Source organism: Priestia sp. SRI_019, assembly GCF_057586255.1.
In genome coordinates, this window is the sequence record NZ_JBYCZN010000014.1 from 1 (window position 1) to 26,240 (window position 26,240).

Here is a 26,240-nt window from a genome sequence, read left to right on the forward strand (position 1 = left end):
TATATTATCATCGCGGGGTGGAGCAGTTCGGTAGCTCGTCGGGCTCATAACCCGAAGGTCGCAGGTTCAAATCCTGTCCCCGCAACCAAGTGGTCCCGTGGTGTAGCGGTTAACATGCCTGCCTGTCACGCAGGAGATCGCGGGTTCGATTCCCGTCGGGACCGCCATTTTAAATTTAATAAGGCTCGGTAGCTCAGTTGGTAGAGCAAAGGACTGAAAATCCTTGTGTCGGCGGTTCGATTCCGTCCCGAGCCACCATTTTAAAAACATTTGTTTTTAAAATGCCGGTGTAGCTCAACTGGTAGAGCAACTGACTTGTAATCAGTAGGTTGGGGGTTCAAGTCCTCTTGCCGGCACCACAGTTATTGTGGAGGGGTAGCGAAGTGGCTAAACGCGGCGGACTGTAAATCCGCTCCTTCGGGTTCGGCAGTTCGAATCTGCCCCCCTCCACCATTTACAGGGGCATAGTTTAAAGGTAGAACTACGGTCTCCAAAACCGTCAGTGTGGGTTCGATTCCTACTGCCCCTGCCAATTATAAAAATAACATTGCATATATACGTGGCGATTGTGGCGAAGTGGTTAACGCACCGGATTGTGGTTCCGGCATTCGTGGGTTCGATTCCCATCAGTCGCCCCATTTATAAACGGTATGCATATTCCAATATTGGGCTATCGCCAAGCGGTAAGGCAACGGATTTTGATTCCGTCATGCGTTGGTTCGAATCCAGCTAGCCCAGCCATATATGCGGAAGTAGTTCAGTGGTAGAACACCACCTTGCCAAGGTGGGGGTCGCGAGTTCGAACCTCGTCTTCCGCTCCAATTTTAATAAAGTTATTTAGTCTTGAGTAAATGGCGGCATAGCCAAGTGGTAAGGCAGAGGTCTGCAAAACCTTTATCACCGGTTCAAATCCGGTTGCCGCCTCCATTTATTTACAAGCTGCCGGGGTGGTGGAATTGGCAGACACACAGGACTTAAAATCCTGCGGTAGGTGACTACCGTGCCGGTTCAAGTCCGGCCCTCGGCACCATTTATAATTTTAAATTGCCTTTTTTATTTTGCCGATGTGGCGGAATTGGCAGACGCGCACGACTCAAAATCGTGTTCCTTCGGGAGTGTCGGTTCGACCCCGACCATCGGTACTTTAGCTTTACTTGACAGGATGCTTCCTGTTTTTATTTTTACTTATCGGTCGACAAATTTTGATAATATTTGCGGGTGTAGTTTAGTGGTAAAACCTCAGCCTTCCAAGCTGATGTCGTGAGTTCGATTCTCATCACCCGCTCCATACATATTGTTATCACAACGCAGTGTCTCGCTTTCCAAGCTGAGATGTTGCGTTTTTTATTTTTAGCATAAATATAGCGTCTATCTTTTCAAGATAGACGCTATATTTACGTACATCAGTTAATGACTTGATAGGTTGCTTCGCCGCCGTGAATTTGAATGAACATGTCACTTAGGGATTTAGTTAGTTTATAAGCCTGTTCTTCTGAAAGTGAAGGCTTTAAATAAATGAACTGTACAGCTTCTGTTGTCTTTTCAGTTACGTACGCTCGGTTAGAATCGACATAAGGGCTTCCGAAAGCTCCTAGGGCATCTTTTGAAATGATTTTATTTTCTAAAGAAATGTTACGTTCATTTAGAGCTTCATAAGACTCTTCTTTTTTACCGATAGTAAATTCGATGGGAGCTTCTAAATTAGAGGAATCATAAATTCCAATTGGGACTTCATATTGCAATGAAAAAAAGTTATTAATGTCCACTGCAGAATTGATAGAAGGCAAATACGTTTGTTTTCCTATTCTTCTAATTAAAGCTTCTATAGAAGGACGGTATTTACTTGGATCAGTTCCAAATGTTTTGAAAAGCTTTCTCCACTCGCTAACACCTTCAAATTCTGTTACTTTTTTTGACTCAAGGTCGAAATAAATGGATTCTTGAAAGAGGCGTAGACGTCCTTTTAGCATTTGAGGAGAATCACCAACTTCAATATTTTTATACTGAATGATTCCCATTTTAAAAGAAGGGCAAAGCTGTTTAATAGTGGGCGATAATGTAAAGTTCATTTTTTTGATCCTTTCTATTATAATTAGTATTTGTTCGTTTATAGATACCATCCTATCATTTCATTGAGTGAGAAAACAGTTCAATGCATGAATATATAGAATTTCTTAGAAAGGAGGCCATTACTCACTATGAATGCGTATCAGTTGAAGGAAGAAATTATTTCATACAGCAAAGAGATTGGAATCGATAAGATTGGATTTGCGAGTGCTTCTATGTTTGATGAGTTAAAGAATCGATTGTTAGCACAGCAAGAGTTAGGTTATGCTTCAGGCTTTGAAGAACCTGATATTGAAAAGAGAGTAGATCCCACATTAGTTGTTCCAAAAGCTAGATCTATTATTTCAATTGCACTTGCATATCCTTCTAAATTAAAGGATGCACCAAAGAGCACAAAGGAAGATCGCCGAGGAATCTTTTGCCGTGCTTCTTGGGGGCAAGATTATCATACGGTTCTACGTGATAGGCTTCAAAAGCTTGAAACCTTCATAAAAGAAAAAGTACCTGCAGCTATCCTTCAATCAATGGTAGACACAGGCGAGCTGTCGGACCGAGCTGTAGCAGAAAGAGCTGGTATTGGCTGGAGCGGTAAGAACTGTGCCATTATTACACCTGAATTCGGTTCCTACGTGTATTTAGGAGAAATGATTACAGATATCCCGTTTCCTCCTGATAAACCGATAGAGGACGGTTGTGGTACTTGTAATAAGTGTGTGGACGCGTGCCCTACCGGCGCGCTTGTAACAGGCGGTCAGCTGAATTCGCAGCGATGCATTGCCTTTTTAACTCAAACAAAAGGATTTTTAGCTGAAGAATTTCGAAGTAAATTAGGCAATCGTTTATATGGCTGTGATACATGTCAAACTGTGTGTCCTGAAAATAAAGGAAAAGACTTTCATTTTCACCCTGAGATGGAGCCTGACCCAGAACTTGCGAAGCCTAAATTAAAACCGCTCTTAACGATGAGTAATCGTGAGTTCAAAGAGAAATTTGGACATGTTTCAGGTTCTTGGAGAGGGAAAAAGCCAATTCAGCGTAATGCCATTATTGCACTGGCCCATTTTAAAGATCAAACCGCCGTTCCAGATTTAATTGAGTTAATTAAAAATGACGTTCGCCCTGTCATTCGAGGAACAGCGGCATGGGCGTTAGGCAAAATTGGCGATAAAGAAGCGTTAGATACACTTATGAACTTAAGAGAAAAAGAAAAGGATCAAGAAGTAATGGAAGAAATGTCAAAAGGTATAGAGATGCTTCAAGAGATCTAAACCGTATTTTTATTGATAAAGTTAGCTAATGAGTCATAGCGTATAATAAACGCTTAGAAAAGTGGTGACATTATGCTAACAAAAAGGAATGTATTATATACTTTAATTAAAGCGCGTGCGGACAGCTATGTAAAAGGTGAGCTTCATGAAGACTTTAAGCCTTTCATTGAACAGCAGTGTGAGCTAAAGCGGTCTCTTATAAAAAAAAGAGAAGTTGATGTTTTAAAATGTAATATGAAAGGTTCTATTCAATCTGCTCATACGGATCAGGAAGAAACAAGAGTATTATATAAGGTCCACATTCAGGCATTTTTAAAACAAGACGATTTTTTCTATATAGAAGAAGAAATTGAAGATCGTTTAGCTCTTTTTTATAAAGATACGCTTATTCAAGATGAGCTGCTGGTAAAGGATTTTTCTGAAGATGAAGTTGAAATGGATGTAGAAGAAGTAGAGGAAGGCGAAGAAAGAGCCTCTTATTATGATCGTCTTGCGGCTGTTCAGTATGCAGAAAAACATTGGGATAAACCTAATGAAAGTTATAAGCAGTTTGAGGTAAACTGCACCAACTATATTTCACAGTGTTTGCATGCAGGAAAGGCGCCGATGCGGGGATATCCTAAAAAAGCAAACGGATGGTGGATGAGAGGGAACGCCTGGAGCTATAGCTGGGCAGTTGCTCATTCCATGCACAGCTATTTAAGTAACTCCAAATCAGGACTTCGGGCAGTGAGGAAATCTTCAGCAAGCGAACTTGTCCCGGGAGACGTTATCTGCTACGATTTTGAAGGAGATGGAAGATGGAATCATACGACCATTGTTGTAGCAAAAGACGGTCACGGTATGCCTCTCGTGAATGCGAACACGTATAATAGTCGAATGAGATATTGGGCTTATGAAGATTCAACGGCTTACACGCCAAAGATTAAGTATGATTTTTTCCATATCGTTGATCGGTAAGACTTTCGTTTTAGCAAGTTAGTGGTATAATGATGAATAGATTTGTTAGCAGAGGTGAAAATTTGTGGGAGTACACGTAGTGTTATTTCAACCAGAAATTCCAGCAAATACAGGAAATATTGCGCGAACATGTGCAGCAACAAATACGACGCTGCATTTAGTTCGGCCGTTAGGCTTTTCAACAGATGATAAAATGTTAAAGCGAGCTGGATTGGATTATTGGGAATTTGTCAATGTGGTGTATCATGATTCATTAGAAGAAGTATTCGAAAAGTATCCTGAAGCAGGTTTCTACTTCATCACAAAATTTGGTCAGCAGCCACATACAACATTTGATTATAGTGACTTAGAGCAGGATCATTTCTTCGTATTTGGAAGAGAAACAAAGGGTCTGCCAAAGCACATTATTGAAGAGAACATGGAAAGATGTCTTCGTTTACCGATGACAGAAAATGTTCGTTCTTTAAATTTATCTAATACAGCAGCTATTTTAATCTATGAAGCGCTGCGTCAACAAAATTATGCTGGTTTATCTTAAGTAAAAAGCGAGGTTCAAATTTTATTGAACCTCGCTTTTTTATTTATGTCGACGATGATATGTAGTGGTTATTTTTTAACGCCCGGTTTATCATTGTATCCCGCTCTGAAGATGGATGCTAAAAAAGCAATTGTTACTCCTAATACTAAAAGTAAGCGCATTGATTTTCCTCCTCAATCTAATTAAAAGGATTATATAGCTACTGCAGTTAAAACCGACTTCCCATATCTCATGATGATAATAATGCCAAAATAACTTTTCTAGAGACATAAGTTCTCTAACAAAGTTTAACCGTTCCTTCTTACTCTTTTATTATAGCCAATAAATACTTCACTGTGAATGCCTAGCAAGGACAAATTTCTGAATTTTACAATTTAAAAAGCATGTTCAAACATTTTGCTGCATAGATTGTATTAATCTTGTTCACTAGCACCATAACTAGTAGGGGAGGTCCTTTAATGGATATATTAAAGAAAGTTGAAAGATACCGCGAAGAAGAGAATCGTCTTAAGTGGGAAGGGACATTTGAAGAGTACCTAAAGCTGATTAAAGATGAGCCTTTAATTGCTCAGCCTGCACACTCTAGAGTATACAACATGATAAAGGATGCAGGAATTGAAGAGGTAAATGGTAAAAGACATTATAAATTTTTCAGTGGACAAATGTTTGGACTTGAAGATTCGCTAGAACGCTTGGTGGAAGAATATTTTCATCCAGCTGCAAAGCGCTTAGATGTTCGTAAACGTATTTTACTTTTAATGGGTCCAGTAAGTGGTGGTAAATCGACGCTAGTGACCATGTTAAAAAGAGGGCTTGAAGCTTATTCGCTTACTGATCGAGGAGCTGTTTACGCTATTAAAGGATGCCCAATGCATGAAGATCCGCTGCATTTAATTCCACATCATTTACGTAAAGACTTCTTTGAAGAATATGGTATTCGAATCGAAGGAAACTTATCTCCTTTAAATACAATGCGATTAGAGGAAGAGTATGGCGGCAGAATCGAAGACGTCATTATCGAACGCATTTTCTTCTCAGAGGACAAAAGAACTGGAATTGGAACGTTCAGTCCTTCTGATCCGAAATCTCAAGACATTGCCGACCTAACAGGAAGCATTGACTTTTCAACAATTGCAGAGTATGGATCTGAGTCAGATCCGCGTGCTTACCGCTTTGACGGAGAGCTTAATAAAGCAAACCGGGGAATGATGGAGTTCCAGGAGATGTTAAAATGTGATGAGAAATTTTTATGGCATTTACTCTCTTTAACCCAAGAAGGAAACTTTAAAGCAGGAAGATTTGCTTTAATTAGTGCAGATGAATTAATCGTAGCGCATACAAATGAAACAGAGTATCGCTCGTTTATTTCCAATAAGAAAAATGAAGCTTTGCATTCACGAATTATTGTAATGCCTGTTCCATATAACTTAAAAGTGAGTGATGAGGAAAAAATTTATGACAAAATGATTCGTGAAAGTGACGTATCAGATGTTCATATTGCCCCTCATACGTTACGTATTGCGTCTATATTTACTACATTAACGAGATTAAAAGAGCCTAAAAAAGGCGATATTGATTTATTAAAGAAAATGCGCCTATACGACGGTCAATCTGTAGAAGGCTATAACGATGCAGACGTAGAAGAGTTACAAAAAGAGTATACGGATGAAGGAATGAGCGGTATTGATCCTCGTTATGTCATTAATCGCATTTCATCTACCATCATTCGAAAAGATATTAAATCAATCAATGCATTAGATGTACTGCGTTCATTGAAAGAAGGGCTGGCACAGCATGCGTCTATTTCTGCTGAGGATCGAGAGCGTTACCTGAATTATATTTCTCTGGCGCGTAAAGAATATGATGAAATTGCTAAAAAAGAAGTGCAAAAAGCGTTCGTTTATTCGTACGAAGAGTCCGCTAAAACATTAATGGATAATTATTTAGATAATGTTGAAGCATACTGCAACAAAAATAAGCTTCGTGATCCGCTAACAGGAGAAGAGTTAAATCCAGATGATAAATTAATGCGTTCAATTGAAGAACAAATTGGTATTTCAGAAAATGCAAAAAAAGCATTCCGCGAAGAAATCTTAATTCGTATTTCCGCTTATGCACGTAAAGGAAAACGATTTGATTATAATTCCCATGAGCGCTTACGCGAAGCGATTCAGAAAAAATTGTTTGCGGATTTAAAAGACGTAGTGAAAATTACAACGTCCACTAAAACACCAGATGAGCAGCAGCTGAAGAAAGTAAATGAAGTAGTGGCTCGATTGATTGATGAGCATGGATACAATTCAGTCTCTGCTAATGAACTGCTGCGCTATGTAGGAAGTTTGTTAAATCGATAACTCAGTACTAACAAGAAAACATGGCACTTCCGATCTGTGCCATGTTTTTCTTATCTCTTAAAATAAACCCTGCATAATTAGGCTAATGTGTAGTACGCATTGCACTTAACCATCATATGATAAGTCATAAACATATACATGACACTAGACACTATAAAATGAATAGTTAATAGTGAAAGAATTAGTTAGCAAGTATACCATTCTTGCGCATAGGATAAGAGTAACCAACCTTTGAACTAAAGGTATTTGTCAGAAACTTTCGGTATAGCTTATGCATGCCGAGTAAAAACGTGCAGGTGTTTTTTTAATAAGGAGGGGAATAGCGTGGGAAAAGAAGTAGATAAAAGTTTTGCTGTCTCAAAAGAAGACTGGTCCCTCCATCGTAAAGGCCACGATGATCAAAAAAGACATCAAGAAAAAATTAAAGAAGCAATTAAAAATAATTTACCGGATTTAATTACAGAAGAAAATATCGTGATGTCCAATGGAAGAGAAGTTGTTAAAATTCCGATCAAATCATTGGATGAATATCGAATTCGGTACAATTATGATAAAAACAAACATGTGGGTCAAGGTGATGGAGACAGTAAAGTTGGGGATGTAGTAGCACGTGACGGATCTGCTGGAGATGGTCAAAAAGGAGCAGGAAAAGGTCAAGGAGCAGGAGACCAGGCTGGAGAAGACTACTTTGAAGCGGAAGTGTCACTCATGGAGCTTCAAGAGGCTTTATTTGCTCAATTAGAATTGCCTAATCTTCAGCGAAAAGAATCTGATCAAATTGTTGTGGAACACATTGAATTTAATGATATACGACGTACAGGTTTGATGGGGAATATTGATAAAAAACGAACGATGATGAGCGCTTATAAGCGAAACGCAATGACAGGAAAGCCTGCTTTTCATCCTATTTATCCGGAGGATTTAAAATTCAAAACGTGGAATGAAGTTATAAAGCCGGAATCGAAAGCAGTCGTCTTAGCTATGATGGATACGAGCGGTTCGATGGGCATATGGGAAAAATATATGGCACGAAGCTTTTTCTTTTGGATGACACGCTTTTTACGTACGAAATATGAAACAGTGGAAATTGAGTTTATTGCCCATCATACAGAGGCAAAAGTAGTATCAGAAGAAGACTTCTTCTCCAAAGGAGAAAGCGGGGGAACCATTTGCTCATCTGCTTACCGAAAAGCGCTTGAATTAATTAACCAAAAGTATGATCCGAGCCGCTATAATATTTACCCGTTTCATTTTTCAGATGGAGATAATTTAACTTCAGATAACGCAAGGTGTGTAAAGTTAGTAAATGAATTAATGAAAGTGTCAAATATGTTTGGGTATGGAGAAGTGAATCAGTACAATCGACATTCCACTTTAATGTCTGCTTACAAAAATATTCAAGACGAAAGTTTTAGACACTTTATTTTAAAACAAAAATCAGACGTTTTTCACGCGATGAAAAGCTTTTTTAGAAAAGAAACAGAAGACCAGAAATATGCTTAACCTAAAAGGCCTAGACTTGTTATCTAGGTCTTTTTTATGCGGTTTATTCAGCGCTTCTTTGGAGATAGTAAAAGTACGACTTTATCCAAAAGGAGAATAAGTGAATGAACGAAAATATAAAGAGCGAAATGCAAAAACATCAACAAAATGAGCGGTTGAACGCAGCTGAGTTAGGTTACCTATGGGCGCAATATTTAGGCGATACGCTGTATGTATGTGTTCTTGGGTATTTTCTATCTGTTGTAAAAGATGCCGAGATTAAGGAGCTCTTAAAAAAAGCCCATCAGATTTCACAAACTCATGTAGACGAATTGACGGAATTATTCAGTTCGGAAAAAATTCCAATACCAGTAGGTTTTGGGGAACAAGATGTGAACAAAGGAGTTCCTGCTTTATTTGATGATATTTTTATGGCTATTTATGTAAATGAAATGGCAATTGGAGGTATGAAGAAATATGCTAGAGCGCTAAGCGCAGTGAGAAGGCAAGATATTTATGATCACCTGTCTCGATGTGTAAAAGAAAGCGACAGCCTTTTAGAGGATTCTAACCACGTTATTTTAAGAAAAAGCATGCTGATGAGACCTCCGGTTATTCCTTATCCTGTAAAAGTAAATTTTGTGGACGAGAAAACGTTTATATCACCATTTTTCTCTCAAATGCATCCTCTAACTTCTTTGGAGGTTACGGCTATTCAAGAAATTGTTAATACAAATGTATTAGGTAAAACGCTGATGCTGGCATTTAGTCAAGTAGCTACCACACAAAAATTACGCTCTTATTTTTTTGATGGAGTCAAGCTTGCGAGTAAGCAAATCAAGCAATTCACTGAGTTATTGTCTGAAGCTGACCTACCAAGTCCGCGTCTGCTTGATGCGTATGTAACCAACTCAACGATTTCACCGTTTTCAGATAAACTGATGATGTATCATACTTCCACAGCTGTGACGATCGCTATTGATAACTGTGGTGCTGGCTTGTCTATGTCGTTCCGTTCAGATGTCGCAGTAGAATTTTCTCAGCTAATCGGGCGTATAGGGAAGTATGGAAAAGATGGAATTCGGATTATGATTGAGCAAGGTTGGATGGAAGAACCTCCAATGGCAACAGACCGTAAGAAGTTGGCGGAGAAATAATAAGGAGTATGTTGTAGATTATCAGTAATTTTGCGGTACTGAAACATATATAGCTAAGCGAAAATAGGTTGCTCTAGACCCACTTGAATGAGCAGTGATAAGATAAAAAAGCTGATTTTTCAAGAAGTAAGTCGAGGTGTGCAAATGAACAACAGTATAAGGGAGTCCATTGCGAAAAAAGTAGCATGGATTAGCGTATGGAGCAATATTGCCCTTACGCTAGGAAAAGTAATAGTAGGATGGATTGGAAATAGTGATGCTGTATTTGCTGATGGTATTCACTCTGCAGCGGACGTATTTGCCTCTATTATCGTCTTGTTGGTTATACGAGTAGCAAATAAACCAGCAGATGATGACCATCCATATGGACATGGAAAAGCAGAAGTGATTGTCTCAGGAATCGTAGGAATTATTTTATTGCTTGTATCATTTTATGTGGTATTTGAAGGAGTCGTTGGTTTATTCCATCCGGTCGTATCTCCAAATATTTTAGCCATGTGGATTGCTGTTATTTCATACATAGCAAAGGTATTGTTGTACCGTTATTCTTTAAACGTAGCGAAGCAGCACCACAGTAAGGCAATTGAGGCAATTGCCTTTGATCATAAAGCGGATATTGTTGCTTCTATCGCAGCGGCAATTGGTGTTTTATTATCGATTATTGGTGATAAATTGGATGTTCAACTGCTGTTATACGGAGATAAAATAGCCAGCATCTTTGTTGCTTATTTAATTTTTAATATTGCCAGACAAATGATGGGAGAGTCTTTTCAAATTTTAATGGAAGGCAATATTGATGAAGAGCTACTGAAAGAACTTGAAGAAAGCATTTATGAATTTGAAGATGTGAAGCGGATTGATCGCGTTCGAGCAAGAGAACATGGCCATTACATATTAGTGGATGTACGTATTTCAATTGACCACTTTAAAACAATTAAGGAAGGTCATGATTTAGGACGAGAAATTAAAGCAACACTTATGAAAAAACATGATAATATTCAGGAAGTATTAATCCATTTGAATCCTTATTATCCAGACTAAATAAGAAGCAGCGAATTGTTATATCGCTGCTTCTTATTATTTATAGATGTAGAAATTAGTGAAATAAGTATAATAAAATAATGAGGTTTTATAATCGAAAATGTATAAGGATTCTTATTTTTTACTTATAAAGAATCAAGTTTAATAAAATTGTATAAAAGGGAATTGTATTTATTTATTGATGTGATAGGATAAAAAAGCATGTAAATACATTCACTACGAATGAAAGCAGTGGACGGGTACATATAGATAATAATAAATGGTTTTGGGAGTCAAAGAAGGTGATGTTGAAGTGAATGTAAGCATCAGATCAATCGTTAAAAAAGTCATGTTCACTCTATTTATTGCGTATGCGGCAGTGGTCATCTATGCTACTCTCATACGGGAAAACGAACATGTTTACGGAAAAGCAATGAACTTGGATTTATTTAGCACGATCCGGCTGATGTGGGAAAGCGGCAATATAATGCTCACTCTGACAAATATATTAGGAAATATTGTGATGTTTGCGCCGCTTGGAATGTTTATTCCTTTGTTTATGAAGTGGTTTGATGGTTTTATTCAAGTGTTTACGACGGGTTTCTTAATCAGTTTTCTGATTGAAATTTTACAGTACAAGCTAACGGAACGAGTATTTGATATTGATGATATCTTTTTGAACACTCTAGGTACATTTATAGGCTGGGTTATTATTAAAATACTATATTGGATTAAGAACATGCTGAAAGCACGTTTCAAAAAAAGATGAAAGGACTTCTTTACGAAGTCCTTTTTGCATCTTGTTGATAGAAACACTTAATACAGCGCTTTACGGAAGAATGTGAGGATTCAACGATAATGTGCTGACAATTTTGCTGAACAAATAATAACTTTCTTTCAAGCAGCTTAATTTGTTCTTTAAGCTGTTCTACTTCATTATTGATAGATATTTGAACCACTGTTAACAAACTCTTTAGCTTTTTCTTTCATTCCTTCTTCTCTTACTTCGTTTACATCTTTTTCATTTTGTTGAGCCATGTTACGAATATCCTGAGAAATACGCATCGAACAGAATTTAGGTCCACACATTGAACAGAAATGGGCTGTTTTAGCACCTTCAGCGGGAAGTGTTTCATCGTGATATTCTTTTGCGCGCTCTGGATCTAGTGACAGGTTAAATTGATCATTCCATCTAAATTCAAATCTTGCTTTAGACAGCGCGTTATCGCGTTTTTGTGCTCCTGGATGGCCTTTTGCTAGGTCAGCGGCATGCGCAGCAATTTTATAGGTGATAACGCCTTCTCGAACGTCTTCTTTATTCGGCAGACCTAAATGTTCTTTTGGCGTTACGTAGCAAAGCATAGCTGTCCCAAACCAGCCAATCATTGCAGCCCCAATACCTGATGTAATATGGTCATAGCCTGGAGCGATGTCGGTTGTAAGCGGTCCAAGAGTATAGAAGGGAGCTTCTTGGCATATTTCCATTTGTTTATCTACGTTTTCTTTGATGAGGTGCATAGGGACATGCCCAGGACCTTCAATCATAACTTGAACATCGTGTTTCCAAGCAATTTTAGTTAATTCACCGAGCGTTTCTAATTCACCGAACTGTGCCTCATCATTAGCATCTGCAATGGAACCAGGACGTAGTCCATCGCCAAGTGAAATAGAAATATCGTATGCTTTACAGATTTCACAGATTTCTTCAAAGCGAGTATATAAAAAGTTCTCTTCATGATGAGCTAAACACCACTGCGCCAAGATGGATCCTCCGCGTGAAACAATACCTGTCGTACGTTTCGCTGTCAGAGGAATATAGCGTAAAAGAACACCTGCGTGAATAGTAAAGTAATCAACACCTTGTTCTGCTTGTTCAATTAATGTATCGCGATATGCTTCCCACGTTAGATCTTCTGCTACACCTTTTACTTTTTCAAGCGCTTGGTAAATAGGAACGGTCCCTACAGGAACAGGCGAGTTGCGGATAATCCATTCGCGCGTTGTGTGGATATCTTTTCCTGTTGATAAATCCATAATTGTATCGGCTCCCCAACGCGTTGCCCATGTCATTTTTTCTACTTCATCTTCAATAGCTGAACGAATAGCTGAATTTCCGATATTAGCATTGATTTTCACGTGGAATTTGCGGCCGATAATCATCGGTTCGCTCTCAGGGTGATTGATATTATTAGGGATAATGGCACGTCCTCTTGCTACTTCTTCACGCACGACTTCAGGATCCATCTGTTCACGAATAGCGATAAATTCCATTTCGGGCGTGATGATTCCTTTTTTCGCATAGTGCATTTGGGTTACATTTTGATTTTTTTTCGCGCGCAACGGTAAACGATTAGTGATAAAGCGCTCGTACTGATCTCTTGGATCACCATCATAATAACCGTTATCCTGTGGCTGAACCGTACGGCCTTGATATGTTTCTACATCGTTTCGTTCTGCAATCCACTTTTCGCGCAGAGCCGGTAATCCTTTTTGTAAATTAATTTCATAACAGGGATCTGTATAAACACCGCTCGTGTCGTATACACGTACGGGACTATTTTCTTCTTCCCCAAAAGATCCTGTAGTAGGAGACTGATGAATTTCACGCATAGGCACTTTAAGGTCTTCTCTGGATCCTTGGACATATACTTTGTGACTGTTTGGAAAAGGCTTTTTCATAGAAACTGATACATTTTGTTTTGACATTACATATTCCTCCGGTTTCGCATAAAGTGTAGCTATACCGAACCATAAAAAAATCGGGTTCTGTGATAGACAGAACCCGATGGAATAGGCGAAAAAAGAATAAACATATACTATTCTTTTCAAGACTACTTCCCTCCGCTGGTATAACCCAAATCAGGTTCAAAGGGTTAAAGAGTTTTATTGCACTCTTCTCTCAGTCTGAGCTATCAGACACCCCTAGTAGAAATAACATTCGAATTATTCAATTTACGGCTTAAGTTTACCATCATTCGGTAAAAAATCAACCCTTAATATAAAAAAGCTAGACAATTAGCGTTGTCTAGCAGCGTCGATTGCAATTACAATAGCTGTAATAATATGCATGATAAACCCTAAAAATGGAATCCAAGCAACCAGTGAGGTAACAAGTCCTAGTATGTTTCCATAAGCAGATAACCCGCGTCTATTCGCTAAAATGAGTGTGATAGCATGAAGAATAAATCCAATAAAAAGAGGGGTATAACTAAAGCCCATAACAATCCCAGCGCCAATTAAAGGAATTCCGAGTAACGCTTCATACCCAGCAGTAATCCATTTCATTGTACGTACATTTCCATTCATAGTAAAAAGCCTCCTAAAAAAGATACTACTATATACGAGAAAAGAGAGAAAAAAGTTTCAAATTACTTAGGGGATATGCCGTATAAGCAAGCACTAGTTGATTAAAATGATAGATGACAGTAAAGGGGATGGAAAAAACATAATGATTTAGTCATTTTTTCACACCAAAGAAAAATAGTCTAGATGATTCATTTTTAGCTAAGGACCCGGAATTTATACCGAACACAGCGAATGCTTTTTAAAACAAATAAAAGCTGATATCTTGTTTTTTGGTTCTAGCATGTAAGGTTTTTATTACAAATTATTAAAGATTCTTATCTTTTTGCAAATACACATTGTATTTCATAGTTTTAACAATTATGATAAAAAAGCAAGTGTCAAAATAGGAAAATAGTTGAGCATGTAAAACGAAGCGATAAGCTTATTAATTTGAAAGAAAGGCAAGGTATATAGCTTTATGTGGGAAATTATTGTAGCAATCATTTTAGGGATTGTAGAAGGTTTAACAGAGTTTGCTCCTGTTTCGTCAACTGGGCATATGATTATTGTGGATGACCTGTGGTTAAATTCAAAAGAATTATTTTCATCTCCAGTAGCTAATACATTTAAAATTGTTATTCAGCTAGGGTCGATCTTAGCAGTAGTTGTTATTTTTAAAGATCGTTTTATTAATTTATTAGGATTGGGAAAAAAACCAGCTGCTCCAATTGGACCGACAAATCGCTTGAATTTAATGCAGGTAATTGTTGGTCTGTTACCCGCAGGAGTGTTAGGACTTTTGTTTGATGATTACATTGATGAACATTTGTTTTCTTTAAATACGGTGCTAATTGGCTTAGTGGTTGGAGCTGTATTAATGATTCTAGCAGATTTGTTTGGACCTAAACGTCCGCGTGTAGAGACGGTGGACCAAATGTCTTATGGACAAGCACTAGGTATAGGACTGTTTCAATGTATTGCTCTTTGGCCAGGTTTTTCTCGTTCAGGCTCAACGATTTCAGGAGGGGTTCTTCTTGGAATGAGCCATAAGGCAGCCGCAGATTTTACATTTATTATGGCAGTGCCAATCATGGCAGGAGCAAGCGGACTTTCATTGATTAAAAACTGGCAGTACTTCACATCAGATGCACTACCGTTTTTTATTGCCGGTTTTATCAGCGCCTTTATTTTTGCGCTAGTATCCATTCGTTTTTTCCTAAAATTAATTAATCGCATCAAATTAGTGCCATTTGCAATTTATCGAATTGTTTTAGCAGCTATTCTATATTTTGTATTTTTATAAAATAAATACGGGTGTTCTTTAGTCCCTTAAACTTCTAATAGAGACTCAAAGAGCAAGAAAAAGCTATTGCAATGTTGCAATAGCTTTTTTGCATAAATATATATTATCGCCTTTTGAAAGCGTTTTATAAACATAGGTATTGACAAAACGTGTCGAAAAATAGTAAATTAATATTTGTGCAGTATAAAGTTAAGTAAAAGTAAGACTTCTGTTTAGTTTTATTGACTGTAAAAAACGTATGACAACGTATAGATCGTTTTAATTTTATAAAAACTGAATAATAAGCTTAATCGTATAGAGCGGGGGAATCATTATCGGCAGTAAAGCTGCCTTGGGGTGAATCCTTACAAAAGGTAGGAAACTCTCAATTCCGAATCCGACAGTTAACCCCGTTTGCTTTATTGAGAGAAAGAGCCCAAAATAGCGTAAGTAAAAGGCTGTTCTTTCTTAAGAATAGTCTTTTTTTGTTTTTTCAGAAAAGTATATACAAATGTCATACATCTTTGGGGAGGTACATCTATGAAAAAAATTCGTTTTGGTTTGGCTACGCAGATTTTTACCGGATTGATCCTCGGTGTTCTTGTAGGGGTAATTTGGTTTAACGATCCGCGTGTAGTAACATACCTACAGCCGCTAGGAGACCTATTTTTAAGATTAATTAAGATGATTGTTATTCCAATTGTTATCTCAAGCTTAGTCGTTGGAGTGGCAGGAGCAGGGAGCGGTAAACAGGTCGGAAAGCTCGGCGTTAAAACCATTCTCTATTTTGAAATTATTACGACTTTTGCAATTGTAATCGGTGTATTGATTGCTAATATTTTTCATCCTGGGCAAGGTGTAGACATTCATTCAGCACAGAAGAGTGATATTTCACAATACGTTGAAACATCCGAACAGCAAGAAGGAAAGTCAGTGGCTGAAACTTTCTTACACATTGTTCCGACAAACTTTTTCCAATCAATTGTTGAAGGAGACATGCTAGCAATTATCTTCTTTACAGTGTTATTTGCACTTGGAGTAGCGGCAATTGGGGAAAGAGGAAAGCCAGTTGTACAATTCTTCGACGGCGTTTCTCACGCAATGTTTCACGTGGTAAACCTTGTAATGAAAGTGGCGCCAATTGGTGTATTTGCTTTAATTGGTGTAACAGTTTCAAAATTCGGCTTAGAGTCACTCCTTTCATTAGGAAAGCTTGTTATCTTAGTTTACTTAGCGTTAATTTTCTTCCTACTTGTTGTATTAGGAGGAATCGCGAAATGGGCAGGAATTAACATTTTCCACTTATTCCGCTATATGAAAGATGAACTGTTGTTAGCATACAGTACATCTAGTTCTGAGACAGTTCTTCCGCGTATTATGGAAAAACTTGAAAAGATGGGCTGTCCGAAAGCTATCGTATCGTTCGTTGTACCAATTGGTTATACATTTAACCTGGATGGTTCCGTTCTTTATCAAGCAATTGCAGCGTTATTCTTAGCGCAAGTGTATGGTATTGATTTAACGATCGTTCAACAGCTGACGCTCATTCTTGTATTGATGGTTACATCTAAAGGAATGGCTGCAGTGCCAGGAACATCATTTGTTGTATTACTAGCTACTCTTGGAACAATCGGTGTTCCCGCAGAAGGATTAGCCTTCATCGCCGGAGTAGACAGAATCATGGATATGGCACGTACGGTTGTTAACTTAGTAGGAAACACACTAGCAGCAATTGTAATGTCTAAATCAGAAGGCAAATTTGACCCTAAAAAAGGTACAGAGGTCATGAGGGCCGGCTAATTTATAAATTAAAAAGCTACTTATTCTATTCAAAAAATTAGAATAAGTAGCTTTTTTCATAATAATTCCTTTATTATTATGGGAATTGACCCTATAATATGTAACATCAGGTATAAAAATATCCAAATTTTATTCTTACATAAAAGCAGTCACTGGTTCCTTTCTTTATCAGTAAATATAGAGATAGCTTAGCTAGTAGGGGGATAGTAGAGTATGTGGAAAAAGCGAATATGGGTCATCGCCTCGATAGTAATCGTATGTTTGTTAATCCCTTACAGTTTACCGATTGTGTTTGCTTTATTAACAGCATTAGCGCTTGAGGGTATTGTTCAGAAATTGCATCAATCTTTTAAAATGAAGAGAGTCTATGCAGTGCTTATGACCTTCATTTTATATGTTGTTTCGCTCATACTTATTGGATTTTTTATTGTTCGGACAATCGTTACGCAAGTGGTTGCTCTTTCAAAAATAGCGCCTTCCTTTGTAAAAGAAATCTATGAAACCGCGATTTATCCAACTATTATTAAGTGGAAATACTATTCAAACGCTCTTCCTACAGAAGTGATTTCTTCTATTGAGCGCACGCTTGAAAAGACCGTAAATTCATTAGATTCTCTATTAAAAAGTACCGTAGAAATCATCATTAGCTTTGCCGCTACTGTTCCTGGGTTTCTATTAGAGTTTCTTATTTATTTAGTAGCGCTTGTATTTATCAGCCTTGAGCTGCCTGCTATTAAAAATAAAATTAAGTCATTTTTAACAGAAGAAACGAAATATAAGCTACAAGTTGTCATCACTCAGCTTATCCAAGCGGGGGTTGGTTTTATCAAGGCACAAATTATCTTAAGTGTCATGACGTTTGTAATGGCTTATGTAGGGCTTTGGCTATTAGATGTTCCGTATACCGCGCTGCTTAGTTTATTAATTGTAATTGTCGATATCTTACCAATCCTTGGGACAGGCTCGGTGCTCGTTCCATGGGGAATTTTTGCTCTTACTCAAGGGCATGATTCACTTGCAATCGGCTTATTTATTCTATTTGGAGTCATTACGGTAGTAAGACGTGTAGTAGAACCAAAAGTATTTTCTACAAATATGGGTATTTCACCTTTGGCTGCACTAGTTAGTTTGTACATTGGATTTAAACTTTTAGGTTTTGTCGGATTATTTTTAGGACCGGCTTTAGTTATTTTATATGATGCTCTTCGTAAAGTAGGTATTATTCAAATTAACTTTAAACTATAAAAGCGCTGGATAAAACTAGCGCTTTTTTTTTTATTGAAACTTTTGTAGTACGTCATACGTAAAGAGGGAAAGGAAAAAACTATGCCGCGTTGGTTTTTATCTATCAATCGGCTAAATTCTAGTTTTGCAGTCTTAGATTTAATGACATGAGGAGGAGAATTTTTGTTAGAGTCGGTTTTACTTTCTTTAATTGAAGCGCTAAAACAGCTCTCTTATTTTGGCGTAATTTTAGCATTAACGTTTGAATTTGTCCCGGCAGAGCTTGTTTTACCTTTAGTGGGATATTGGGTGTATCAAGGTGATATGAACTTGTATCTGGCTATCCTTGCAGGTACAGTAGGCGGTGTTTGTGGACCGTTGACTCTTTATGCACTGGGACGTTACGGTGGACGACCGCTGGTTTTAAAATATGGAAAATACTTTTTGGTGAAAGAAAAAGAAATTGACGCCGCCGATCGCTTTTTCAATAAGTACGGCAGCGGGGTTGCTTTTTTTGGACGCTTTATTCCAGGAGTGCGCACGGCTATCTCTTTTCCGTGCGGGATGGCAAAAATGAATGTATGGCTGTTTTCTATTTATACATTTGTGGCGATGCTTCCAGTAACGGCTATTTACGTATATTTAGGATATAAGTTAGGACCTAAGTGGAAAGAGGTGGGACCGATTGTGTCTCAATATATGCAGCCTATTGGAATCGGAATTGTTGTTTTAATTGCATTGTTTTTTATCATTAAATATGTGCGGAATAAACAAGTAGGGCAGAGCTGATAAATCGAGGAAAAGAGTGAGAATATGTCAGAGCATGAACAGTTGAGAATAGAATTACGAAAAATTGAAAAGTGGGAGAAAGACCAAAAAGGACTTTTTTTCTGGGAGCGGCTGGCTCGTTTGCCTTTTTCAGCTTTAGATAAAGTAACGCCAAAGTTCATTCATCAAAAAATAGAAAAATTATTAGATGAAATTGCTAAGTATGTTGATAATGGAGGCCAGTATTTAGCTAATACGTCTGCCACGCTAGAAAAAGCATCAGCACAATTACAAGAAAAGAAACAGCTTTCGATAGAGGATATTCAGCATTTATCTCTGCAGGAAATGGATGAATTGGCAGAGCATTTTATTGAAGTCCGAAAAAAGAACGCACAGCTGCAAGGAGCTACAACCGGGGTAGGCGGGATTTTTACACTGGCGATTGATGTTCCTTTTGTATTAGGGCTTACACTTAAGACACTGCAAGAAGTAGCTGTTTCTTATGGGTACGACCCCACTGAGCAAGAGGAACGAATTTTTATGGTCAAATGCATGCAGTTTTCGTCTTCTGACATTGTAGGGAAACGTGCGATTTTAGAAGAATTAGCAAGCGGAAATCGAACGCAGAGCTTGCAGCAGCTGCAAGGGTGGAGAGAAGTGTTTCTAACCTACAGGGACAACTTGGGCTGGAAAAAGCTGTTCCAAATGATTCCTATAGCAGGAATGGTATTCGGAGCGTATATTAACAAACAAGCGATTAATGATATAGGCGAAGTTGGAATGATGCTTTACCGTAAAAGACGTATTTTAGAAAAAGTCTCACAATCGCAACAATAAAAAGAGACTGGTACGAAAGTATTTTAGTTGAAGAAAAATCCGAACGAGTTTGATTCTTGGTTGAGAATCAAATACGTTCGGATTTTTTTATTGATATAGTAAATGTAGCTTTCATGTGTTTAGTTGCCTCTAGGTGTTGATTAGAGGGCAAGGCGAAGACTCCTGCGGAAAAAGCGGAACAGATGAGACCCCGCAGGAGCGCAAGCGACGAGGAGGCTCAACGGCCGCCTGCGGAAAGCGAAGCCTTGCACGGAAATCAACAGCGGTGTAATGAGCGATTCATATTAGATCGTTTACCTTTTTTTTGTTCTTGTTTAGATGGGATTGATTTGTTTATGTCTCAATTACTTTTTTTCGACATTATTTCTGGGGAAATATGTCGAGGTGTGTTAAGCCTATTTCCTTAATCAAAATGAAAAGTAGGAATGGTAATAGTATTTTTTCGTCTAGCAATCAGTAAATAAATAATTCCGATTACACTCCATACAATACCGATAAATAAGGATGTTGTTTCTAAGTTAAGCCACATAAAAAATAAAAATAAACTGCCGAGTAAAGGCATAAGTACATATAAAATATATCCACTGAGAGATCGTTTGTTTTGTTGAATAAAATAATGGATAAAAACCGCTATGTTCACTGAACTGAACGCAATTAAAGCACCAAAATTAATTAAAGAGGTAGCTTTTTCAAGAGAAAGACCTAGTGAAATTAAAGAGAGGCCACCAATAATCACTACGTTCCAAATAGGCGTCTTTGTTTTAGGGTGAATATAGCCAAAAATTCTCCGAGGCAGATAACCATCTTTCCCAATTGCATAGAGAAGTCTTGATGCACTCATATGTGAGACAAGTCCAGAAGCAATAGTTGAAGTCAAGGCCGCTGCTACAAAAATAGATTGAAAAAGCTGGCCGCCAATTTTATAAGCGATTTCCGCTGATGCACCTTCTAAATCATGAAACAAAGAGGCTGAAGGGAAAAGAAGCTGAGCAAAGTAAGAAACCGTGATAAATAAGGCGCCTCCCGTACATGCAATAATAAGAATCCCTTTAGGAATGGTTTTCTCAGGCTTAAGTGTTTCTTCGGCCATAGTGGTTACAGCATCAAATCCTAAAAAAGAAAAGCATAAAATAGCTGCTCCGTTTAATAACAGAGATATAGAAGACGATTCACTTATAAACGGCTTAAATGATAGCTCTTGGCCTTGAGTTGTAGCACTCAAAATAATAAAGATAATAGCGACTAAAATTTGAAAAGCAACTAATAGCGTACCAAAAGAAACGGTTAAATGAACGCTGAAAATATTCATGATAGTCATGATGACAACAAAGCTGATAATCCATATGGCCTTTGGAACACCTGGAAACAGAGAGCTTAGGTAAATATTTGTCAAAAGCGCATTAATCATTGGCAGAAATAGATAATCAAGAAGAGCCGTCCATCCTACCAAAAAACCAATGCTTGGATTCATTACTTGCTGTGCGTATGTATAAGAGGAACCAGCTCCGGGAAAAGCTTTTACCATCTTTCCGTAACTAATGGCTGTAAATAAAATAGCAACCAACGTGAATGCATAAGCGCCTGAAACATGTCCATCTGTTGATTCAGTTACAATGCCAAATGTATCAAAAACGGCCATAGGTGCCATGTAGCCTAACCCTATCACGACGATATGCCATAATTTTAGTTGTTTAAGAAGAGAAGGTTCGTGATTCACATTTGTCATCCTTTCTGTGTATAATCATTCTGCATTATTTATTATTATACTATATTGTTAGGTTTGTCATCTTTTTTTGAAAAAGAAGAGAAAATTGCGCGCTAAGAGATAAAGAGCGTTTAATTGATTGCTAGATAAAGCAAAAAAATGCTTTTTTTCACTTTGATTTTTACCATTGAGTCTAGAAAGTATTTTACATAAAATGAAAGAAAGTAAAAAAGCTTCGTTTAGGGTGATCTACTTGCAATAAATACGAAAACGAATTTTTGAATGCGGTTACATTTTTGTTGGTGTACAAAGTTAAGAATGATGGTGAAGGAGATGAAGGAAGTGATTGCTACACCCTATATAAACTTGGAGATAAACAAGGAACCAGGTGTGCATGTCGTATTGGATGAAACAAAAAAAGATGGTGTTTATTTTATTAAATTAACGGTCAAGTCGGTTAAAAAAAGAATTCTTCCAAAAATGAAATTAAAATGGAGCGTTCCATTGTTAGATATCCAACTGTATAAATCTTTACAAACTAGTAAGGGCGATGTGAATGCCTCTTTTGTTCATTGTTTTATGAATAAGAATGGTTCTAACCGCTACACCATTGCATGTTCAGACATGCATCATCCTATTCTGTGTGCTCCCAATTGGAAAGACATGTGTCTAGATGTAGAAATGACCTTATTTAGTGAAAGCACTTGGTCTCTTCATAGCTATGAAACTGAACTGCGAATAGACACAAGAATGGTTGAAACAGAAGAGTTATTCAAAGATTTAGCGAAATGGTATGAGAGAAAAGAGATTAATCTAGCATCTGCTTTTGAGCATGCAACGGCAATAGATGAAAAAGGAAATGTCTCGTTAGATATTTGATGGTAGGGAGAGGAATAAAGTGGGAATCTTATTTAATGAACGTACAAAGGAATTTCACCTGCAGGGACGCGATGTAAGTTATATCTTTTTAGTGTTGAGAAACGGGCAGCTCGGTCACTTGTACTATGGAAAAAAGCTTAAGCACCGTTCATCTTTTCAGCATTTTTTACGTGTAGAAACAAGAGGAGCTAGTGCTTCAGTATATGAAGGAGAACTAGCATTTTCTCTTGAAACAATCAAACAAGAGTATCCTTCTTATGGAACAACAGACTTCAGAGAGCCAGCCTATCAACTTCTTCAGCAAAACGGAAGCCGAATCACAAATTTTGAATACGATAACCATAAAATTTACAAAGGCAAGAAGCCATTAAACGGCTTACCTGCTACATATGTAGAAGAAGAAAGTGAAGCCACAAGTGTAGAAGTTGAACTGATTGATAAATTGCTCAATGCCTCACTTATTTTAACGTATACCGTTTACGAAGACCGAAATATTATTACGCGTCACGCACGATTTGAGCATAGAGGAGAAGAACCAGTCGATATTTTGCGTATCATGAGCGGCAGCATTGATTTGCCTACATCAAATTATGAGATGGTTCAGCTTTCCGGTGCGTGGATTCGAGAAAGACACGTGAAAACACGAATGCTTCAGCCTGGTATTCAAAGTATTTCTAGTGCGAGAGGTACAAGCAGCAGTCAGCAAAACCCATTTTTAATTTTAAAGAATCCAGCTGCAACTGAACACAGTGGAGAAGCGTATGGTTTTAGTCTTGTATACAGCGGAAACTTTCTTGGACAAGTGGAAGTAGATCATTATGATATATCAAGAATAACGATGGGCATTCATCCTTTTGATTTTCAGTGGCGACTAGAAAGGGGCCAAACTTTTCAATCACCAGAACTAGTACTGGCTTATTCAAATAGTGGGCTAAACGGCCTTAGCCAAGAGTATCATGAGCTTTATCGCAAGCGTCTTGCTAGAGGAAAATGGCGGGATTTGGAGCGACCAGTTTTAATTAATAACTGGGAAGCGACGTATTTTGATTTTAACGAAGAGAAAATTGTACATATTGCCAAAGAAGCGCAAAAGCTAGGCGTTGAACTTTTTGTATTGGATGACGGCTGGTTCGGTAAACGTAACGATGATACAACTTCTCTTGGAGATTGGTTTGTAGATGAAAATAAGCTTCCGGGCGGTATGAAGTCATTGGCTCAAAAAGTAACGGATTTAGGTATGGACTTTGGGCTATGGTTTGAACCTGAAATGATTTCAAAGCAAAGCAACTTGTATGAAAAGCATCCAGATTGGTTGATTCATGTGCCAAATCGTCATAAGTCTCATGGGCGAAATCAATATGTGCTTGATTTTTCAAGAGAAGAAGTAGTGAATTATATCTATGAACGAATGGAAGCTATTTTAAGTGAAGCACCTATCTCTTATATAAAATGGGATATGAATCGAAATATAACGGAGATTGGATCTGTTGGGCTGCCCGCGAATCGCCAGTTTGAAGTAGTACATCGCTATATTTTAGGTGTGTATGATTTGTATGAGCGACTAACAAGGAAGTTTCCGGATATTTTATTTGAATCATGTGCAAGCGGGGGCGCTAGATTTGATCCGGGAATGCTTTATTATGCTCCCCAAGCTTGGACGAGCGATAACACGGACGCGATTGAACGTCTAAAAATTCAGTACGGCACGTCTTTTGCCTATCCAATCAGTTCAATGGGAGCACACGTATCGGCCGTACCAAATCATCAAGTACGCAGAGTAACAAGTCTAGAAACAAGAGGAGACGTTGCGTATTTTGGCGCATTTGGTTATGAGTTAGATGTTACGCTGATGACAGAAGATGAAAAAGAAACCGTAAAACAACAAATTCAGTATTATAAAAAACACCGATCTCTTATTCAAAATGGCATATTCTATCGTTTAAAAAGTCCGTTTGAACAAGATGGAAATGTGACGAGCTGGATGGTTGTTTCATCCGATCAAAAACAGGCAATCATCGGTTATTATCAAATATTGTCTAGACCAAATCCTTCTTACGAACGCATTGAGTTAAAAGGGCTTCATCCTGATTATGAATATACAGTGATGGAAACAGATCAAACAGCTTATGGAGATGAGCTCATGTACGCAGGTATTGCTCTAACTCATGAGTATCCGGGTGTTGAAGCATACGATGAAAAATCTGGAGACTTTGTATCGGTTATTTACACACTGCAAGCGCAATAAGCAAAAAGCCACTTCTATCATAGAAGTGGCTTTTTGAGTTAACTATTATTCATACAGTGTTGACATAAAAGGAGAAGTAATGGTAACTTTTAGTTATAATTGTTAACTTTATATTTTTTAAGTTTACTAAATTGGAGGGGAATCGATGGAAATCACAAGTGTAAGAGATTGGAAAGCACTTGCTCAGTCTATTATTAAAGGGAAAGAAATTACATATAACGAAGCGCTTCAACTTCTTTATATACCGGATGAAGAAGTGTTAGAGGTCATGAATGCCGCGTACTTAATTCGTCATCATCATTATGGAAAAAAAGTAAAGCTTAATATGATTATTAATACTAAATCGGGTTTATGCCCAGAAGACTGTGGATATTGTTCGCAGTCGATTGTATCAGAAGCGCCGATTGATAAGTATGCGTGGTTAACAAAAGAGAAAATTGTAGAAGGTGCTTTTGAAGCTCAAAAAAGAAAAGCAGGTACATATTGTATCGTGGCATCAGGCCGCCGCCCTAAGGACAAAGAAGTAGCGCACGTAGTGGGAGCGGTAAAAGAGATCCGTCAAAAGACAGACTTGAAAATCTGTGCTTGTCTAGGATTTTTAACAGATGATCAAGCACACGAACTAGTCCAGGCGGGTGTTCATCGCTATAATCATAATTTAAATACTCACGCTGATAATTACGACAATATTTGTTCTACGCATGGCTATGAAGATCGAGTCGATACGGTTACTACATCTAAAAAAGCAGGTTTGTCACCTTGTTCCGGTGCGATTTTTGGAATGGGCGAGACAAATGAACAAGCCGTGGAATTAGCTTTTCAAATTAAAAAGTTAGATGCAGATTCTATTCCATGCAACTTTCTTGTTGCCGTTCCAGGAACGCCTCTAGAAGACAAAAAGGCGTTAAAGCCAATGCAATGCTTAAAGCTGTTAGCGATGATGCGTTTTGTAAATCCAACGAAAGAAATTCGAATTTCAGGAGGCAGAGAAGTCAATCTCAGATCACTTCAGCCGCTTGGTTTGTTTGCTGCAAACTCAATTTTTGTAGGGGACTATTTAACGACTCAAGGTCAAGAACCTACAGCTGACTGGGGTCTGATTGAAGATTTAGGATTTGAAATTGAAGAATGTGCACTGTGAAGCCGTTGAGAAATCAACGGTTTTTTGATTTTTAGGCGATTTACAGGAACTATATGGTTTTTTTACAAAACTCAACAGCTTCTTTATATTTCCTTCATAAATAACCATTATTATAAAACATGTGAACGATAAGTGAATAGTTACTAAGGTTATGAAATTGAGAAACCACAAAAAACAATAGGTCTATATCAATACCCTATGCGTTTTTTGTGGTTTTTTGTGAATGAA

21 protein-coding genes, 13 tRNA genes and 2 riboswitches are annotated in these 26,240 nt (G+C 37.8%); of the genes, 30 read left to right on the forward strand and 4 right to left on the reverse strand.

The window, feature by feature from the left end; genetic code table 11:
• The first annotated feature begins 11 nt into the window (after nucleotides 1–11).
• The 13 genes from AC2YJL_RS26875 (at nucleotide 12) to AC2YJL_RS26935 (ending at nucleotide 1,288) form a co-directional block, all read left to right on the forward strand.
• A tRNA-Met gene (locus tag AC2YJL_RS26875) sits at nucleotides 12–88 on the forward strand.
• A 3-nt stretch (nucleotides 89–91) separates the two neighbouring features.
• Nucleotides 92–167, forward strand: a tRNA-Asp gene (locus AC2YJL_RS26880).
• A gap of 15 nt (nucleotides 168–182) precedes the next feature.
• Nucleotides 183–258, forward strand: a tRNA-Phe gene (locus AC2YJL_RS26885).
• Nucleotides 259–283: 25 nt separating this feature from the next.
• Nucleotides 284–359 (forward strand) — tRNA-Thr (locus tag AC2YJL_RS26890).
• A gap of 10 nt (nucleotides 360–369) precedes the next feature.
• Nucleotides 370–453: transfer RNA gene (locus AC2YJL_RS26895), tRNA-Tyr, on the forward strand.
• Between the two features lie 5 nt (nucleotides 454–458).
• Nucleotides 459–532: transfer RNA gene (locus AC2YJL_RS26900), tRNA-Trp, on the forward strand.
• A gap of 30 nt (nucleotides 533–562) precedes the next feature.
• Nucleotides 563–638, forward strand: a tRNA-His gene (locus tag AC2YJL_RS26905).
• 28 nt (nucleotides 639–666) lie between these two features.
• Nucleotides 667–741: transfer RNA gene (locus AC2YJL_RS26910), tRNA-Gln, on the forward strand.
• Nucleotides 742–746: 5 nt separating this feature from the next.
• Nucleotides 747–821 (forward strand) — tRNA-Gly (locus AC2YJL_RS26915).
• 32 nt (nucleotides 822–853) lie between these two features.
• Nucleotides 854–927 (forward strand) — tRNA-Cys (locus AC2YJL_RS26920).
• Nucleotides 928–941: 14 nt separating this feature from the next.
• Nucleotides 942–1,030: transfer RNA gene (locus tag AC2YJL_RS26925), tRNA-Leu, on the forward strand.
• Between the two features lie 30 nt (nucleotides 1,031–1,060).
• A tRNA-Leu gene (locus tag AC2YJL_RS26930) sits at nucleotides 1,061–1,142 on the forward strand.
• Nucleotides 1,143–1,214: 72 nt separating this feature from the next.
• A tRNA-Gly gene (locus tag AC2YJL_RS26935) sits at nucleotides 1,215–1,288 on the forward strand.
• 115 nt (nucleotides 1,289–1,403) lie between these two features.
• Here the strand turns inward: AC2YJL_RS26935 and AC2YJL_RS26940 are convergent.
• On the reverse strand, nucleotides 1,404–2,069 hold the full coding sequence (locus AC2YJL_RS26940; RefSeq protein WP_195695521.1) for a B3/B4 domain-containing protein: 666 nt from the start codon (nucleotides 2,067–2,069) through the stop codon (nucleotides 1,404–1,406).
• Between the two features lie 129 nt (nucleotides 2,070–2,198).
• On the opposite strand from AC2YJL_RS26940, the gene queG reads away from it, so the two are divergent.
• From queG to AC2YJL_RS26980, 8 genes are all read left to right on the forward strand, one after another.
• On the forward strand, nucleotides 2,199–3,335 hold the full coding sequence (queG, locus tag AC2YJL_RS26945) for a tRNA epoxyqueuosine(34) reductase QueG (protein WP_251569185.1): 1,137 nt from the start codon (nucleotides 2,199–2,201) through the stop codon (nucleotides 3,333–3,335).
• Nucleotides 3,336–3,407: 72 nt separating this feature from the next.
• Nucleotides 3,408–4,295: an amidase domain-containing protein gene (locus tag AC2YJL_RS26950; RefSeq protein ID WP_195695519.1), complete on the forward strand. Its 888-nt coding sequence runs from the start codon at nucleotides 3,408–3,410 to the stop codon at nucleotides 4,293–4,295.
• Nucleotides 4,296–4,359: 64 nt separating this feature from the next.
• Complete coding sequence (gene trmL, locus AC2YJL_RS26955; protein ID WP_016762878.1) at nucleotides 4,360–4,833, forward strand: tRNA (uridine(34)/cytosine(34)/5-carboxymethylaminomethyluridine(34)-2'-O)-methyltransferase TrmL; 474 nt, start codon at nucleotides 4,360–4,362, stop codon at nucleotides 4,831–4,833.
• Between the two features lie 458 nt (nucleotides 4,834–5,291).
• On the forward strand, nucleotides 5,292–7,187 hold the full coding sequence (locus AC2YJL_RS26960) for a PrkA family serine protein kinase (RefSeq protein ID WP_013055179.1): 1,896 nt from the start codon (nucleotides 5,292–5,294) through the stop codon (nucleotides 7,185–7,187).
• Nucleotides 7,188–7,511: 324 nt separating this feature from the next.
• The gene (gene yhbH, locus AC2YJL_RS26965; RefSeq protein WP_028412691.1) at nucleotides 7,512–8,690 is read left to right on the forward strand and encodes a sporulation protein YhbH; all 1,179 of its coding nucleotides are present in this window, start codon (nucleotides 7,512–7,514) and stop codon (nucleotides 8,688–8,690) included.
• Between the two features lie 104 nt (nucleotides 8,691–8,794).
• The gene (locus tag AC2YJL_RS26970) at nucleotides 8,795–9,826 is read left to right on the forward strand and encodes a DUF3231 family protein (RefSeq protein WP_230931718.1); all 1,032 of its coding nucleotides are present in this window, start codon (nucleotides 8,795–8,797) and stop codon (nucleotides 9,824–9,826) included.
• A gap of 144 nt (nucleotides 9,827–9,970) precedes the next feature.
• Nucleotides 9,971–10,867 (forward strand): cation diffusion facilitator family transporter, encoded by an 897-nt coding sequence (locus AC2YJL_RS26975; protein WP_230931719.1) that lies wholly within the window; start codon nucleotides 9,971–9,973, stop codon nucleotides 10,865–10,867.
• A gap of 292 nt (nucleotides 10,868–11,159) precedes the next feature.
• The gene (locus AC2YJL_RS26980; RefSeq protein ID WP_223260248.1) at nucleotides 11,160–11,615 is read left to right on the forward strand and encodes a VanZ family protein; all 456 of its coding nucleotides are present in this window, start codon (nucleotides 11,160–11,162) and stop codon (nucleotides 11,613–11,615) included.
• A 167-nt stretch (nucleotides 11,616–11,782) separates the two neighbouring features.
• Here the strand turns inward: AC2YJL_RS26980 and thiC are convergent, their stop codons facing one another.
• On the reverse strand, nucleotides 11,783–13,552 hold the full coding sequence (gene thiC / locus AC2YJL_RS26985) for a phosphomethylpyrimidine synthase ThiC (RefSeq protein WP_195695516.1): 1,770 nt from the start codon (nucleotides 13,550–13,552) through the stop codon (nucleotides 11,783–11,785).
• Nucleotides 13,553–13,665: 113 nt separating this feature from the next.
• Nucleotides 13,666–13,780, reverse strand: a riboswitch (TPP riboswitch).
• An 81-nt stretch (nucleotides 13,781–13,861) separates the two neighbouring features.
• Complete coding sequence (locus AC2YJL_RS26990; protein ID WP_251569186.1) at nucleotides 13,862–14,152, reverse strand: hypothetical protein; 291 nt, start codon at nucleotides 14,150–14,152, stop codon at nucleotides 13,862–13,864.
• 457 nt (nucleotides 14,153–14,609) lie between these two features.
• Here AC2YJL_RS26990 and AC2YJL_RS26995 point away from each other — a divergent pair, with 457 nt between their 5' ends.
• The 6 genes from AC2YJL_RS26995 (at nucleotide 14,610) to AC2YJL_RS27020 (ending at nucleotide 20,313) form a co-directional block, all read left to right on the forward strand.
• Nucleotides 14,610–15,434 (forward strand): undecaprenyl-diphosphate phosphatase, encoded by an 825-nt coding sequence (locus tag AC2YJL_RS26995; protein ID WP_014461803.1) that lies wholly within the window; start codon nucleotides 14,610–14,612, stop codon nucleotides 15,432–15,434.
• Nucleotides 15,435–15,707: 273 nt separating this feature from the next.
• Nucleotides 15,708–15,847: riboswitch (cyclic di-AMP (ydaO/yuaA leader) on the forward strand.
• Nucleotides 15,848–15,953: 106 nt separating this feature from the next.
• The gene (gene gltT, locus AC2YJL_RS27000; protein WP_028412682.1) at nucleotides 15,954–17,213 is read left to right on the forward strand and encodes a glutamate/proton symporter GltT; all 1,260 of its coding nucleotides are present in this window, start codon (nucleotides 15,954–15,956) and stop codon (nucleotides 17,211–17,213) included.
• A gap of 213 nt (nucleotides 17,214–17,426) precedes the next feature.
• Nucleotides 17,427–18,458, forward strand: a complete 1,032-nt coding sequence (gene ytvI / locus AC2YJL_RS27005) for a sporulation integral membrane protein YtvI (protein ID WP_013055188.1) — start codon at nucleotides 17,427–17,429, stop codon at nucleotides 18,456–18,458.
• 162 nt (nucleotides 18,459–18,620) lie between these two features.
• Nucleotides 18,621–19,226, forward strand: a complete 606-nt coding sequence (locus AC2YJL_RS27010; RefSeq protein ID WP_013055189.1) for a DedA family protein — start codon at nucleotides 18,621–18,623, stop codon at nucleotides 19,224–19,226.
• Between the two features lie 24 nt (nucleotides 19,227–19,250).
• Nucleotides 19,251–20,042, forward strand: coding sequence for an EcsC family protein (locus tag AC2YJL_RS27015; protein ID WP_050691079.1), 792 nt, complete (start codon nucleotides 19,251–19,253; stop codon nucleotides 20,040–20,042).
• Between the two features lie 136 nt (nucleotides 20,043–20,178).
• Nucleotides 20,179–20,313, forward strand: coding sequence for a hypothetical protein (locus AC2YJL_RS27020; protein WP_269067371.1), 135 nt, complete (start codon nucleotides 20,179–20,181; stop codon nucleotides 20,311–20,313).
• 132 nt (nucleotides 20,314–20,445) lie between these two features.
• On the opposite strand, the gene AC2YJL_RS27025 is transcribed toward AC2YJL_RS27020, so the two are convergent.
• A complete protein-coding gene (locus AC2YJL_RS27025; protein ID WP_251569188.1) occupies nucleotides 20,446–21,768 on the reverse strand; it encodes an APC family permease in 1,323 nt (440 codons plus the stop codon).
• 312 nt (nucleotides 21,769–22,080) lie between these two features.
• On the opposite strand from AC2YJL_RS27025, the gene AC2YJL_RS27030 reads away from it, so the two are divergent.
• From AC2YJL_RS27030 to bioB, 3 genes are all read left to right on the forward strand, one after another.
• Nucleotides 22,081–22,626 carry a hypothetical protein gene (locus tag AC2YJL_RS27030; protein ID WP_225049940.1) on the forward strand — a complete coding sequence of 182 codons (546 nt, stop codon included), beginning with the start codon at nucleotides 22,081–22,083 and terminating at the stop codon, nucleotides 22,624–22,626.
• Nucleotides 22,627–22,645: 19 nt separating this feature from the next.
• Nucleotides 22,646–24,871: an alpha-galactosidase gene (locus AC2YJL_RS27035; RefSeq protein WP_230931723.1), complete on the forward strand. Its 2,226-nt coding sequence runs from the start codon at nucleotides 22,646–22,648 to the stop codon at nucleotides 24,869–24,871.
• A 145-nt stretch (nucleotides 24,872–25,016) separates the two neighbouring features.
• A complete protein-coding gene (bioB, locus tag AC2YJL_RS27040; protein WP_251569189.1) occupies nucleotides 25,017–26,012 on the forward strand; it encodes a biotin synthase BioB in 996 nt (331 codons plus the stop codon).
• The last annotated feature ends 228 nt before the right edge of the window (nucleotides 26,013–26,240 follow it).